Below are 12,520 nucleotides of genomic sequence, written 5' to 3'. Positions count from 1 at the left end.
AGACGCCCCGCATGGACGTCGTCCTGCGTCCCATCAACGACCGCTTCTTCCACGAGCAGGTCCTGCCCTTCTTCCAGCGCGCCATGGGAGATGCCGCCGGCGCGCTGGAAGCCCTCTCCAACCACCTGGGTGACGCGCAGGCGTTCACGCTCTGCCAGCGGCTGGCCTCGTCGGCGCTGCCGGGGGGCGTGGGGTCGGTGGACTCGGACGGGTGGATGGACCTGGTGGACCGGCTGGTGTTCCAGCCCTGGCACGAGGCGCCCGGCGGCTGGGAGGTGGGCGGTTCGCCCGGCGGCTACGCGGACGAATGGGACGAGGCGCTGAACCTGGCGCTGATGGTGGAGGACCCGGCCTATCCCTACTGGGACACGAAGGCGGCGCGCACGGTGCGGGACAACTTCCGCCGGCGTCCCCCGGGCGAGCAGGGGCTGGCGTCGCTGTTGGCCGGGCAGTGGGACCCCTTCCCGGAGTTCCCCCCGGACCGCGTCTTCGTCACGCAGGGCCGGGGCGAGTACGCGGTCCGCGAGCGCTTCGCCTTCGCGGACTGGGCCTGGCGGCCGGCGAAGACGGTGGTGCACTGGCAGGTGAACCTGCCGCGCAAGCTGGAGCGGCTCCTGGCGCGCGAGCAGGAGCGCATGAAGCTGCCCTCGCTGCCGGAGCGCGACGAGGTGCTGGGCTACTGGACGGGAAAGCTGGCCCAGCCGCCGCCGCTGTCCGTGCTGTTCTCCGGCCTGGGCCCCAACGCGGCCACGTGGATCCGCGAGCTGGGCGCGCTCACGCTGCACCTGCGCACCGCCGCGCAGACGAAGCAGGGGCTGGCCGCGCTGGTGACGCGCGGGACCACCGTGCGGCTGTGAGCCGCTGAAGCCTGTCCGCTGCGCAGGCACCCCCTCCCTTTCCCTGCATCGCCGTTCCCGGTCATGCTCGGGGCCATGTTCCGCCACCTCGCCCCGATGGGGCCCGTGCTCCTCGTCTCCGCCGCGCTGCTGGCGGGGGGCTGTTCCTCCTCGAAGAAGGCGGCGGAGGCTCCGCGCACGGACCACGCGTCGCTCTACGGCGCGGATGCGGCGTACGCGGTGGGCGTCACGCAGACGCTGACGTACGAGGACGCAGTCCGCCACCGCACGCTGAAGCCGCTGGTCTGGTACCCGGTGGCACCCGGCACGCCCATGGACAACCGCGCGCCGTCGGACCTGTTCAAGCCCTTCTACGGCGCGAAGGACGCACCGCTGTCGGACGCGCGCGAGCGCTGGCCGGTGGTGCTGCTGTCGCACGGCAGCGGGGGCTCGGTGATGGACCTGTCCTGGTTCGGTTCGAACCTGGCGGCGCACGGCTTCGTCGTCGTGGCGTTGAACCACCCGGGCAACACCTACGGCGACACCAGCCCGGAGGGCTTCGCGCGCGCCTACGAGCGCCCACAGGACTTCACGGTCATCCTGGACCACCTGCTGAAGGACCCGAAGTGGGGCCCGCGCGTGGATCCGGAGCGCATCGGCGCGACGGGGCACTCGATGGGCGGCTATACGGCGCTGGCGCTGGTGGGGCTGAACCTGAACCTGGAATGGATTGAGAAGCGCTGCAAGACGCCGGGCACCCGCGAGGAGATTGGCTGTGAGGGGCTGCGCGACGTGGACTACGGCCGCATCGACATGAAGCACGCCCGAGCGTCGTATCTGGATCCGCGAGTGAAGGCCGCGTTCGCGATGGCGCCGGGCATGGCGGCGTCCTTCGAGGCGCGGGACACCGCCGACATCCAGAAGCCCGTGGAGCTGGTGCTGGCCAAGGGCGACGAGCTGATGCCGCACGAAGCGCACGGCATGCATCTGGTGGGACTGCTGCCGGCCGCGACCACGACGACGGTGGTCCTGGACGACGCGGGGCACTTCACCTTCCTGCCCGAGTGCTACCCGAAGGGCTTCGACGTCATCGCGATGCTGTGCCGAGACCCGGTGGCCGGGACGCGCCCGGCCTCGCACGCGCGCACGAACGCGGAAGGCGTAGCGTTCTTCCGCCGCGCGCTGGAGGTGCGCTGATGTTCTTCGAGGACAGGAGCGGGGACCGCTTCGGGCTCCGCATCGTGGGCTACCAGTTCGCCGAAGGACAGGGGGCGGAGAACTGGCTGAACATCGAAATCGACGCGGCCTTCTTATCCGTCGAGTGGAAGGCCACGGACCCGGCGCTCGAGACCTTCGAAGTCGCCGAGCTCGCGGACTGGCTGGATGCGCTCGCGGCCGGGACACCCACGCAGGACGCCCTGCGCTTCACCGAACCCAACCTGGTGTTCGAGCGGCTCGCTGGCGACGGGAACGAAGTCCGCGTGTGCGTCCGGGTGACGGGCGAGCTGCGGCCCCAGCCAGACATTCATCCGTCGTCCAGGACGGAATTGAGCGCGGACTTCGCGCTCGACGCGGATGCGCTGAGGCGAGCCTCACGGTCCCTGCGGGAGCAGCTCCAGCGCTTCCCACCTCGTGAGGAGTCTGAGCCCGAGGACTGAGCCTTCGGAGCCATGGCTGGGGACTCCCGTGCCGTCCGAGCAGTCGAAACCTGTCCGACAGTCGGACAGGTTGGGACAACGCCGCCTGGCGGGGGCTCAGGCCGGAGCCGCGGCCTTCGGTGGGCTCTCCAGGAGGATGGTGACGGGCCCGTCGTTGACGAGCGCGACCTTCATGTCCGCGGCGAAGATGCCGGTGCCCACGGTGAGGCCTCGCTGGCGCAGCGCTTCGCACGCGCGCTCGTAGAGGGCCTTCGCTGCGACGGGCTCCATCGCGTCGATGAAGCTGGGCCGGCGGCCCTTGCGTGCATCGCCGTAGAGGGTGAACTGGCTGACGACGATGAGGTGCTTGGAGGTGTCCTCCAGCGACAGGTTCATCTTGCCGTCGGCGTCCTCGAAGATGCGCAGCGTGGCCAGCTTCTCCACCATCCACGTCAGGTCCGCGTCGGTGTCGCCCTTGCCCACGCCCAGCAGCACGAGCAGGCCCGGACCCATCTCGCTCACGCGCTGACCGTCCACCGTCACCGACGCTTCCAGGACCCGCTGCACCACGGCCTTCATGGGTTCACTCCCTTTCGTCCCTGCTTCCTGCCAGGGACGCCCGGGGCCTTCAAGTCACCGGCCCTCGTGGCGCGGATCCATCGCGTCGCGCAGCGCATCGCCCAGGAGGTTGAAGCCCAGCACGGTGAGCGCCAGCGCGATGCCGGGGAAGAGGGCCACGTGTGGCGCCACCAGCAGGTACTGCGTTCCCTGGTCCACAAGCGCGCCCCACGATGGGGTGCCCGGGGGGACGCCCAGCCCCAGGAAGCTCAGGGACGCCTCCGCGACGATGGCGCCCGGCAGCGCGAAGGTCGCCTGCACGAGCAGCGGCCCCGCCGCGTTGGGCAGCAGGTGCCGCACGAGGATGCGGCCCGGACCGCTGCCCAGGGCCCGAGCGGCCTGCACGTAGTCACGCTCGCGCAGGGTGAGCACCTGTCCACGCGTCAGCCGCGCGTAGCCCGTCCATCCGGTGAAGGAGAGCGCGAACACGACGTTCGCGAGGCTGGGGCCCAGCACAGAGGTGATGAACAGCGCCAGCAGGATGCCGGGGAAGGCGAGCAGCACGTCCACCAGCCGCATCAGCGCTTCGTCCACGAGCCCGCCCGCGTAGCCCGCGATGCCGCCCAGCGTGATGCCCACCGCGGCGGACAGCACCACGGCGAAGAAGGACACCTCCAGCGACACGCGCGCGCCGTAGAGAACGTGGGTGAGCACGTCGATGCCGTTCTCCCCCGTGCCCAGCAGGTGGCCGGACGTCGGAGGCGACAGCTCGCGCGTGAGGTCGATGGCGTCCGGCGAGTGGGGGCTGAGCCACGGCGCGAACAGCGCGGTGAACACCCAGACGCATGCGACGGCGAGCCCGAACCGGGCGCCCCAGGAGTGAAGCCGGAAGCGGTGGGCCGTGCTCACGAGCGCCTCCGCACGCGAGGGTCGACCCACGCATAGGCCACGTCCGTGAGCGTGTTGACCAGGACGTAGCTGAAGGTGAAGAGGAGCACCGTCGCGCGCACGGTGTTGTAGTCGCGCTTCTCGATGGCGGTGAGCAGCAGCGTGCCCATGCCCGGCCATGCGAACACCTTCTCCGTCACGATGGCACCGCCCAGCAACGCGCCGAACTCCAGGCCCAGCACGGTCACCAGTGGCAGCAGCGCGTTGCGGAAGGCGTGCTTCCACAACACCACGCGGGGAGACAGCCCCTTGGCCCGGGCCACGGTGACGTAATCCTCGCGCAGCGCTTCGAGCATCGTGGCGCGAGTCATCCGCGCGAGGAACGCGGCGAGCGCGGTGCCCAGCGTGAACGCGGGCAGCACCAGGTGCTTCCACGACTCCGCGCCGGACACGGGCAGCCAGTCCAGCTTCAGCGCGAAGAGGATGATGAGCACGGGGCCCAACCAGAAGCGGGGCAGGGCGACCCCCGCGACGGACACGCCCATCGCCGCCGCGTCCACCGGAGTTCCACGCCGCGCCGCCGCCATCACGCCCAGGGGCAGCGCCAGCACCAGCGACACGGCCATGGCCGCCACCGTGAGCAGCAGCGTGTACGGCAGCGCCGCGCCCAGGGCCGGAAGCACCTTGCGCTGAAACGGAGGCAGCGACGTGCGCAGCTCCCCGGTGGCCAGGTCGCGAGCGAACGTCCAGAGCTGCGCGTACCACGGCAGGTCCAACCCCACGGCCTGCCGCAGCGCCGCGCGGTCCACCTGCGTCGCCTGTTCCCCCAGCATCACGTCCACCGGGTCGCCCGGCACGAGGTGCAGGAACAGCGACACGAGCAGCAACGCCCCCACCATCGCGATGACCGCGGACATCAACCGCCGGCTCATGGCGCCCTCCGCGACGTGGCAACCCGAGCCCGCGACAGCGGTGCGCTCGCGGGCGCGATGCGCTCCGGATGCCCGCTCACGGTGTGCCCCCTCGCTCGGGCGTCACTTCGCGTGCCTTCGCCAGCGGCAGCAGCAGGCCATGCGCGCTGGGCTCGAAGTCCGCGAGCCTCGAGGACACCACAGCGACGCTCGCCTCATGCCACAGCGGGATGACGGGCAGGTCCGCGTCCAGCTCCCGCTGCGCCTCCGCGTACAGCGTCTTGCGTTCCTCCCGCGACGCCTGCGTCGCCGCGTCCAGCACGCGGTCCAGCGCCGGGTCCTTCAGCGCGCCCCGGTTGAACCCGCCCCAGTGGTTCTCCGGCCCGGGGATGTTCGCGGAATGGAACGCGCCCCGGAGCAGGTCCGGCTCCATCACGGCGGCCCACTTCAACGTGAACAGCTCGAAGCGTCCCCGGCGCACGTCCTCGAAGAACGTCCCGAACTCCAGCGCCCGCACCTCCACCGCCACGCCGCCCTTCGCCAACTGCTCCTTGAGCACCAGCGCCACCGCGCGCCGGAAGCGGTCCGTGCTCGTCTTGAACGTGAAGGACAAACGCGGCCGCCCCCCAGGCCCATCCGGATCCGGATACCCCGCCGCGTCCAGCAGCCGGGCCGCTTCCTCCGGCGCGTAGCCGCACCCTGGCGTGGCCGTGAACGCCCAGTGCTCGCGGGGCAGCATGCTGGACGCGGGCTCCGCCAGCCCGTGCAGCTTGTGCTCCACCAGCGGGCGCACGTCGATGAGGTGGCACAGCGCCTGCCTCACGCGCACGTCCGCGAGCGGCCCCTCGCGCAGGTTGAGCCCCAGGTACGTGAAGCCCGTGCCCGGCTTCGTCACCACGCGCAGGTGCGGCGCCTCCCGGAGCGCGGGCAGCACCGCCGGCGACACGTTGTTCACCACCAGGTCCGCGCGTCCCTTGAGCAGCTCCAGCACCCGCGTCGTCTCGTCGCGCACCACCCGGAACGTCAGCCGCGACACGGCGGGCTTGCCTCCATGCCAGCCCTCGAAGGGCACCAGCGTCAGGTGCTCCTCGTCCGGCCACGACTCGAACCGGAACGGGCCCGCGCCCACCGGATGCGCCCCTTGCGCCTCGATGCCTCCGGGCCCCACGCGCTCGGAAGGAAGGATGGCCGCGGACAGCTCCGCGAGCAGCGGCGCATAGGGGCGCTTCAGGTGGAAGCGCACCGTGCGGGCGTCCACCACCTCCACCCGGTCCACCGGCTCGTACCGCTCGCGCTTGGGGCTGCCCAGCTTCGGATCCCGCAAGGCGTCGAAGGTGGCCTTCACGTCCTCGGCGGTGAGGGCGCTGCCGTCGTGGAAGGTGAGCCCCGGGCGCAGGACGAACTCCATCACCGTGGGGGAGACCTCCCGGAAGGACTCCGCCAGCTGGGGCACCGGCCGGCTGGCGTCATCGAAGGTGAGGAGCCCCGGGCTGATGAGCTGCGCCAGCCGCTGTCCATGGGCCGTGAGGGCGAAGCGATCATCCAGGCTGTCCGGTGGGGCCTCCAACAACACCGTGATGCCCGCGGGCGGCGCCGGGGCCCGGCAGCCGGAGTCAAGCGCCAGCGCCAGCGCGACGACGAACACCCGGACGGCACGAAAGGGCAGGGGAGGCATGGCGTCTGTCACGAGGTGGATGTCAGGCGGAGCGTCCATGCTGCGACAGGCGCCTTCCTGTTTCCAGGAAGCAGGCAGGCGGGCAGGGTAGCAGCGGCCGTGCATTCACCCCCCACCCTTGCCGCCCCTTTCGTCCCTTCTTCATAATGGATCGCGACTTCCCCGGAGCGTGCGTGCAGGTTTTTCGAACCAGACCCTTCTGGGCAGCGACCGCCATTGCCTTGTGGCTTCCTTCCGCCACGTTGGCTGCGTCGCCGTCCGCCGACAAAAAGGCTGAACGCGAGGCGCTGAAGAACGCGCTCGTTCAGGTGATGCAGCGCACCGCGCTCAAGAGCAGCCGCGTCGGCGTGCACATGCAGAGCCTGGACGACGGCACCGTGGTGTTCAGCCACAACGCGGACGAGCTGCTCAACCCCGCCTCCAACGTGAAGCTCGTCACGTCCTCCGCGGCGCTCGTCGCGCTGGGGCCGGAGTACCGCTACGAGACGGAGTTCCTCGTCGAGCCGGAGATGCCGGCCGACGGCAAGGTCAAGACGCTCTACGTGCGCGGCAAGGGTGATCCCACCATCACCACCGAGCGCCTCTACGGCATCACCTCCGAGCTGCTCCACGCGGGCCTCAAGGAGGTGCAGGACATCGTCGTGGACGACTCCTGGTTCGACCCGGAGCGCACGCCGCCCGGCTACGACCAGGAGGACTCCGACCGCGCGTACATGGCGCCCACCGGCGCGGTGAGCCTCAACTGGAACGCCGTGGCCGTCTACGTGCGCTCCGCCCCCGGTGGCAAGGCCGTGGTGGACATGGAGCCGCCCAGCGACTTCTTCGTCGTGGACAGCACCGTCACCAGCGGCCCCGGCCGCGCGCGGCGCGTGTCCGTGAAGTCCGACGCGTTCGGTGAGAAGCAGAAGATCATCGTCAAGGGGCAGGTCCCCGACGAGCGCGGCGCCGTGAGCGTCTGGAAGAAGATCGACAGCCCGCCCATGTACTTCGGCGGGTCGCTCAAGCAGCTGCTCGTGTCGCGCGGCGTGAAGGTGAAGGGCAAGGTGAAGCAGGGCCTGACGCCGTCGCGCGCGAAGGTCGTGCACGTGTCCCAGTCCGACACGTTCGACATCGTCCTCAAGCGCCTCAACAAGCTCTCCAGCAACTTCGTCGCGGAGACGCTGCTCAAGACCATGGGCGCGGAGCTGAGGGGCGCGCCGGGCTCGTTCGCCAAGGGCATCGACGTGGTGGAGGAGTTCCTGGAGCGCGACGTGGGCATCCCGCGCGGCACCTACGTGATGAAGAACGGCAGCGGTCTCAACGACGCCAACCGCTTCTCCACCGCGCAGGTGGACCGGCTCCTGCGCCACATGTACGAGCGCTTCCCGCTGGCCCCGGAGTACCTGTCCTCGCTGGGCATCGCCGGCAAGGACGGCACGCTCAAGTACCGCTTCGACGGCACGGACGCCGTGGGCCGGCTGCGCGCCAAGACGGGCACCCTGGAGGGCGTCTCCGCGCTCAGCGGCTACGTGCAGTCCGCGGGCGGGGAGAAGTTCTCCTTCTCCATCATGGTCAACGACTACGCGGGCCGCGCCGGTCCCGTCGTCGCGGGCATGGACGCGCTGGGCGCCGCTGTCGCCGCCACCGGCTCCACGCTGGGGCCGGGCAACGCGCTGGCCTCCCTCAATGAAGGCCAGAAGCCCCAGTCCGGCCTGCCGGACATCGCCAACCGCGTGAAGACCTACCTGGAGCTGGGCAAGCAGCGGGACCAACGCAACATCGGCTTCCTGCGCACCGCGTGGCGCAGCGAGCGCGACCCCGCCGTGCGCGCCGTGCTGGCGGAGAGCCTCTACCAGTCCAACCCGCACGACTACCTGGGCACGCGCACGCTCCTGGACAGCTACTCCGCCACGGATGACGTCTACGGCCGCCTGCGTCAGGTGGCCCACGCCCTGTCGGTGGGCGTGCCCGGCGTGAGCAGCATGGTGGAGCTGGCGTCCGGCGGGAACACGGAGGCCCTGGCCCGCGTGCTGGAGCTGTGCCGCGCGGCGGACGTCGCCCGTGATGCGCAGGCGCAGGAGGAGCTGGTGGACGGCCTGGGCGAAGTGGCCCGCACGGCCCCCGAGGAGCTGGTGGCCACCCTGCGCGCCGCGAGCCCCGCCGAGCGCGACGCGACCGTGCCGCTGCTGGCCCAGGGCCTGGTGAAGGCCGGTGACACCACGCACCCGTTCTGGAAGTCCCTGCGCAAGCTGGGCTCCGGCGGGACGGATGCGCAGCTCGTCGCCTTCGCCAAGGGGCTGGACTCCACCCTCACCACCAAGACGGCCGAGGCCCGGACCTCCCAGCGCGCCCAGCCCGTCCAGGTGGTCGCGCCCGCGTCCGCCACGCCCAACGTCGTCCCCGCCTCCGGCGTCCTCCGCCCGGGCGGGTAGTCCGCTTCACGCCGCACCGCCGCCCGGACGCCCCGCGTCCGGGCGGGGGGTTCCCCCCCATCATTCCCAAGTCCCTGGAATCCCTGGCGCCTCCCGCCCGGGGAGCAGGCAGGCGTGCGTCCCCACTGGCCCTGGCCGTTTTGTGGCCGGGGGAATGTCAGTGGTGGATGCTATGGGCTGAAGGACCTGTCGGGGCGTGTGGCCTCGCAGGGTGCACCTGACCCGTCGGTGGGTCAGGTATCGGGAGGAAACATGGCTGGAGGCGTGAACAAGGTCATTCTCATCGGCAATCTCGGGGCGGACCCCGAGGTGCGCTTCACCCCGGGCGGTCAGGCCGTGGCGAACTTCCGCATCGCGACGAGCGAGAGCTGGAACGACAAGAACGGCCAGAAGCAGGAGCGCACCGAGTGGCACCGCATCGTCGTCTGGGGAAAGCTCGCGGAGCTGTGCGGCGAGTACCTCAAGAAGGGGCGGCAGTGCTTCGTCGAAGGCCGTCTGCAGACGCGCGAGTGGATGGATAAGGAGAACAAGAAGAACTACACCACCGAGGTCGTCGCCACCTCCGTCACCTTCCTCGGCGGCCGTGACGCCGGTGAGGGCTACAGCGGCGGCGCGAGCAATGGCGGTGGGCGCCGGCAGCAGCAGGGCAACGGCGGCTACTCCCAGGGGCGTGACGACTACGGCCAGCCGCCTCCCATGGGCATGGACGACGGTGGCGGCATGGGCGGTGGCGGCCACGGCGGCGCGGCGGACGAAGACATCCCGTTCTGACGCCTGGGGCCTCTGCCCTTGAAAAGCGAACCGGCCGCTCCTGGATGTCAGGGGCGGCCGGTCGTGTTTTCAGGGGGCGCTTCGGTTGAAGCGCCCCGGCCTCGCGGCCTGCTTCAGCCGACGTCCAGGCCCGCCGGGCCGTACGCCGCGCCCGCCGTGTAGAGGGCGTAGATGGCGCCCCAGGACATGGCCAGCAGGAGGAGGAAGATGAGGATGGAGACGGGCTCGAAGCGGCGCATGGAGCGGTCGCTCGCGAGGATGCCCCAGCCCATGCCGAAGGTCTGCAGGCCGTTGGCCAGGTGGTACGCGGTGCCCAGCGTGCCCAGCAGGTAAACCATCAGCGTGGGGCCGTGGTAGTGCATCTCCCGCGCGATATCCATGAAGGGCTCCGCGTGGCCCTCCACCAGGCGCGGGTGCAGGAACGCCAGCCAGATGTGCGCGCCCAGGAACGCGAGCACGCCCAGGCCGGCCACGCGCTGCACGATGTACTTGAGGTTGCCGTAGTTGTTGTAGGCGAGGTTGTTGGGCTTCATGCTGAAGATGCGCACCAGCCCCCACGCCGTGTGGATGAGCAGCGGCAGCATGACGATGATGAACGTGAACGCCTGGGCGAACGGGTTCGCGTACTCCGTCACCGACTTTTCCCACGCCGTCGCGCCGTAGAAGGCGGACAGGTTGTCCCACAGATGGTTGATGACCCAGATGCTCAGGGGCACCACGGCGAGGAACGAACCCAGCCGCGACTTCAAGAGGGGCGTCCGGTCGGTGATGGCTTCGGCGGTGGCTTGGGTGCTCATCGAGTCTCCAGCGGGGCGCGCGGACGGGTGGGGTGAGGACCCCCGCGAGCCCAAGTCAGGGCCTGGGTGCTACGGCCAACAGGCGGTTTATAGCCGTTCCGTCACGCTGGCTGGATTTCTTCCGTATCCGTCCGTGCCAGCCGCAAGACACCGACTCATAAGCCCGGGCGATGCCAGCCCCCCGCCCTGACTGCTGGCCGCCAGGCGGGCGTCCCGTCCCCGTCCCTCTTCCGTTGGCGGGCGCGAACGGGTGGGGCACGCTAACCAGCCCTATGCCCGATGAGCTCGTCAGTGGATTGTTGAAGGCGTCGGACCTGCGCCTCGTCCTCGCCACCACCGGGGCCCTGTCCCGCCAGGCCCGCGCCGCGCACCAGAGCATGCCGGCCTCCGCCGCCCTCCTGTCCCAGGGCCTCACCGCCGCCGCCCTCATGGGCGCGCTCCGCAAGGGCACGGACTCCCGGATCAACCTGCAACTGGAGTGCGACGGCCCCCTGCGCGGCCTCTTCGTGGACGGCGACGCGAACGGCGTCGTGCGCGGCTACGTGAAGAACACCCTGGTGGAGTACGTGGGGACGGAGGGCAAGTACCACTGGCGCCCGGTGCTCGGGAACCACGGCTTCCTGTCCGTGCTGCGCGACCAGGGCGGCGGCGAGTACTACCGCTCGTCCGTGGAGCTGGAGCACTTCGACCTGGTGGCGGACCTGGAGCGCTACTTCCACCAGTCGGATCAGGTCCCCTCGCACCTGATGATGGCGCAGCTGCCCGGCGTGGTGGACGGCCAGGAGGACGCGCTCGGCACCGTGGTGGGCCTGCTCGTGCAGCCCCTGCCCAACGGGGACAGGGACGCCTTCAAGGCGCTGGGCACCCGGCTCAAGGCGCAGTTCCAGACCGCCGTGCAGGCGCACGCGCAGGACGGGGCGCTGACCCTGCTGCGCTCGCTGGTGCCGGAGGCGGACCTGGAGGTCATGTCGCGCTACCCCCTGCGCTTCACCTGTTCGTGCAGCCGCGACCGCGTGAAGCTCGCGCTGCTCGCCATGGGCCGCGAGGAGCTCCAGGACCTGCTGGCGAAGGAAGGCCAGGCGGAGGCCACCTGCCAGTTCTGCACGACGCGCTATGTCATCCCCGGGGCGGAGATCCAGCAGATGCTCACGGAAGGCACCGCCTGACGCGGCCCCCGGTGGGCCCGGTGGCTTGAAGACAGACATCCTTCCGGCGCTGGGGATGTTTCAGCGCCTCACATCATCCAGGGAAGCGGGCGCGGCGGTTGTGGCGGGGTCGCGGTGCTCGGGATATGACAGGGCCGCCGCACCTCACCCGGAGCTTTCGCCGTGGCCATCAAGCGGGCAGCGCCGCCGAAGTCCCAGGACCAGCGCAACCCTTCCCCGAAGCCTGTCGTGCCCTCCGCAGCCCAGAAGGACGGGGCGGAGAAGCTCGTCTCCATTCCCAATGACATGGTGCTGGCGCCCCAGGTGGAGGCCCCGCGCCAACCCACCGGCCGCGACCAGTCCCGGCACAAGTCCACCGGCGTGGTGGAGCTGTCGTGGGCGGAGTTCGACCGCAAGGTGCAGAAGCTGGCGCGCACCATCCGTCAGGCGTGGGAGCCGCAGGCGGTGGTGGGCGTGGCCCACGGCGGCGTGTTCGTGGGCGGGGCGCTCGCGGGCGCGCTCGGCTGCGAGTTCTTCCCCGTGCGCATCAGCCGCCGCAGCCGCGACAAGGGCGAGCGCACCCAGGAGCGCGGCCAGCCGCAGGTGAGCGAGGAGATGCCCACGGAGATCAAGGGCCGCCGCGTGCTCATCGTGGACGACATCGCGTCCAGCGGGGACACGCTGGAGCTGGCCACGGCGCTCGCGAAGAAGGTGGGCGCGAAGGAGATCCGCACCGCGTGCCTGATTGCGCGGCCGGAGGGCTTCACGCCGGACCACGTGGGGCTGTCCACGGACTCGCTCTTCGTCTTCCCGTGGGACTACGAGCCGGTGATGGGCGACGCGCACTTCGACGACGACCCGGACAAGGCCGGGGCCTAGTTTCCGGGCTCC

12 protein-coding genes are annotated in these 12,520 nt (G+C 70.6%); 7 read left to right on the top strand and 5 right to left on the bottom strand.

Going from position 1 to position 12,520, the window contains the following annotated elements; all coding sequences use genetic code 11:
- The first annotated feature begins 11 nt into the window (after positions 1-11).
- From AABA78_RS21650 to AABA78_RS21640, 3 genes are all read left to right on the top strand, one after another.
- Entirely contained in the window at positions 12-857 is an 846-nt protein-coding gene (locus tag AABA78_RS21650) for a hypothetical protein (protein WP_338265261.1), read from the top strand.
- 75 nt (positions 858-932) lie between these two features.
- Entirely contained in the window at positions 933-2,033 is a 1,101-nt protein-coding gene (locus tag AABA78_RS21645; protein ID WP_338265258.1) for an alpha/beta hydrolase family protein, read from the top strand.
- The gene (locus AABA78_RS21640; protein WP_338265255.1) at positions 2,033-2,494 is read left to right on the top strand and encodes a WapI family immunity protein; all 462 of its coding nucleotides are present in this window, start codon (positions 2,033-2,035) and stop codon (positions 2,492-2,494) included. Before AABA78_RS21645 ends, AABA78_RS21640 begins: the two co-directional genes overlap by 1 nt.
- Before the next feature lie 96 nt (positions 2,495-2,590).
- On the opposite strand, the gene dtd is transcribed toward AABA78_RS21640, so the two are convergent.
- The 4 genes from dtd to AABA78_RS21620 form a co-directional block, all read right to left on the bottom strand.
- Complete coding sequence (dtd, locus tag AABA78_RS21635; RefSeq protein ID WP_120524611.1) at positions 2,591-3,052, bottom strand: D-aminoacyl-tRNA deacylase; 462 nt, start codon at positions 3,050-3,052, stop codon at positions 2,591-2,593.
- Positions 3,053-3,106: 54 nt separating this feature from the next.
- The gene (locus AABA78_RS21630) at positions 3,107-3,940 is read right to left on the bottom strand and encodes an ABC transporter permease (protein WP_338265253.1); all 834 of its coding nucleotides are present in this window, start codon (positions 3,938-3,940) and stop codon (positions 3,107-3,109) included.
- Positions 3,937-4,851 (bottom strand): ABC transporter permease, encoded by a 915-nt coding sequence (locus tag AABA78_RS21625; RefSeq protein ID WP_338265251.1) that lies wholly within the window; start codon positions 4,849-4,851, stop codon positions 3,937-3,939. The genes AABA78_RS21630 and AABA78_RS21625 overlap by 4 nt, the downstream gene beginning before the upstream one ends.
- A gap of 76 nt (positions 4,852-4,927) precedes the next feature.
- Positions 4,928-6,544: an ABC transporter substrate-binding protein gene (locus tag AABA78_RS21620; protein WP_338265248.1), complete on the bottom strand. Its 1,617-nt coding sequence runs from the start codon at positions 6,542-6,544 to the stop codon at positions 4,928-4,930.
- Between the two features lie 134 nt (positions 6,545-6,678).
- Here AABA78_RS21620 and dacB point away from each other — a divergent pair, with 134 nt between their 5' ends.
- Positions 6,679-8,916 (top strand): D-alanyl-D-alanine carboxypeptidase/D-alanyl-D-alanine endopeptidase, encoded by a 2,238-nt coding sequence (gene dacB / locus AABA78_RS21615; protein ID WP_338265246.1) that lies wholly within the window; start codon positions 6,679-6,681, stop codon positions 8,914-8,916.
- 252 nt (positions 8,917-9,168) lie between these two features.
- Positions 9,169-9,687, top strand: coding sequence for a single-stranded DNA-binding protein (locus AABA78_RS21610; RefSeq protein WP_338265244.1), 519 nt, complete (start codon positions 9,169-9,171; stop codon positions 9,685-9,687).
- A 113-nt stretch (positions 9,688-9,800) separates the two neighbouring features.
- Here the strand turns inward: AABA78_RS21610 and AABA78_RS21605 are convergent, their stop codons facing one another.
- Positions 9,801-10,484: a succinate dehydrogenase/fumarate reductase transmembrane subunit gene (locus AABA78_RS21605; protein WP_338265242.1), complete on the bottom strand. Its 684-nt coding sequence runs from the start codon at positions 10,482-10,484 to the stop codon at positions 9,801-9,803.
- 272 nt (positions 10,485-10,756) lie between these two features.
- On the opposite strand from AABA78_RS21605, the gene AABA78_RS21600 reads away from it, so the two are divergent.
- Together AABA78_RS21600 and AABA78_RS21595 are read left to right on the top strand one after the other, a co-directional pair.
- On the top strand, positions 10,757-11,650 hold the full coding sequence (locus tag AABA78_RS21600) for an Hsp33 family molecular chaperone HslO (protein ID WP_338265241.1): 894 nt from the start codon (positions 10,757-10,759) through the stop codon (positions 11,648-11,650).
- Positions 11,651-11,812: 162 nt separating this feature from the next.
- Complete coding sequence (locus AABA78_RS21595) at positions 11,813-12,508, top strand: phosphoribosyltransferase family protein (RefSeq protein ID WP_171416008.1); 696 nt, start codon at positions 11,813-11,815, stop codon at positions 12,506-12,508.
- The last annotated feature ends 12 nt before the right edge of the window (positions 12,509-12,520 follow it).

The organism is Corallococcus caeni (genome assembly GCF_036245865.1).
GTDB lineage: Bacteria > Myxococcota > Myxococcia > Myxococcales > Myxococcaceae > Corallococcus > Corallococcus caeni.
The sequence above is the reverse complement of the archived record's forward strand: the minus strand, read 5'-3'. Positions and strand labels throughout refer to the sequence as shown.

Excerpts from the sequence above, each read along its gene's own strand:
- AABA78_RS21645 (WP_338265258.1), top strand. The coding sequence starts at position 933 with ATGTTCCGCCACCTCGCCCCGATGGGGCCCGTGCTCCTCGTCTCCGCC.
- AABA78_RS21605 (WP_338265242.1), bottom strand. The coding sequence starts at position 10,484 with ATGAGCACCCAAGCCACCGCCGAAGCCATCACCGACCGGACGCCCCTC.
- AABA78_RS21610 (WP_338265244.1), top strand. The coding sequence starts at position 9,169 with ATGGCTGGAGGCGTGAACAAGGTCATTCTCATCGGCAATCTCGGGGCG.
- AABA78_RS21640 (WP_338265255.1), top strand. The coding sequence starts at position 2,033 with ATGTTCTTCGAGGACAGGAGCGGGGACCGCTTCGGGCTCCGCATCGTG.
- AABA78_RS21620 (WP_338265248.1), bottom strand. The coding sequence starts at position 6,544 with ATGGACGCTCCGCCTGACATCCACCTCGTGACAGACGCCATGCCTCCC.
- AABA78_RS21625 (WP_338265251.1), bottom strand. The coding sequence starts at position 4,851 with ATGAGCCGGCGGTTGATGTCCGCGGTCATCGCGATGGTGGGGGCGTTG.
- AABA78_RS21650 (WP_338265261.1), top strand. The coding sequence starts at position 12 with ATGGACGTCGTCCTGCGTCCCATCAACGACCGCTTCTTCCACGAGCAG.
- dtd (WP_120524611.1), bottom strand. The coding sequence starts at position 3,052 with ATGAAGGCCGTGGTGCAGCGGGTCCTGGAAGCGTCGGTGACGGTGGAC.
- AABA78_RS21600 (WP_338265241.1), top strand. The coding sequence starts at position 10,757 with ATGCCCGATGAGCTCGTCAGTGGATTGTTGAAGGCGTCGGACCTGCGC.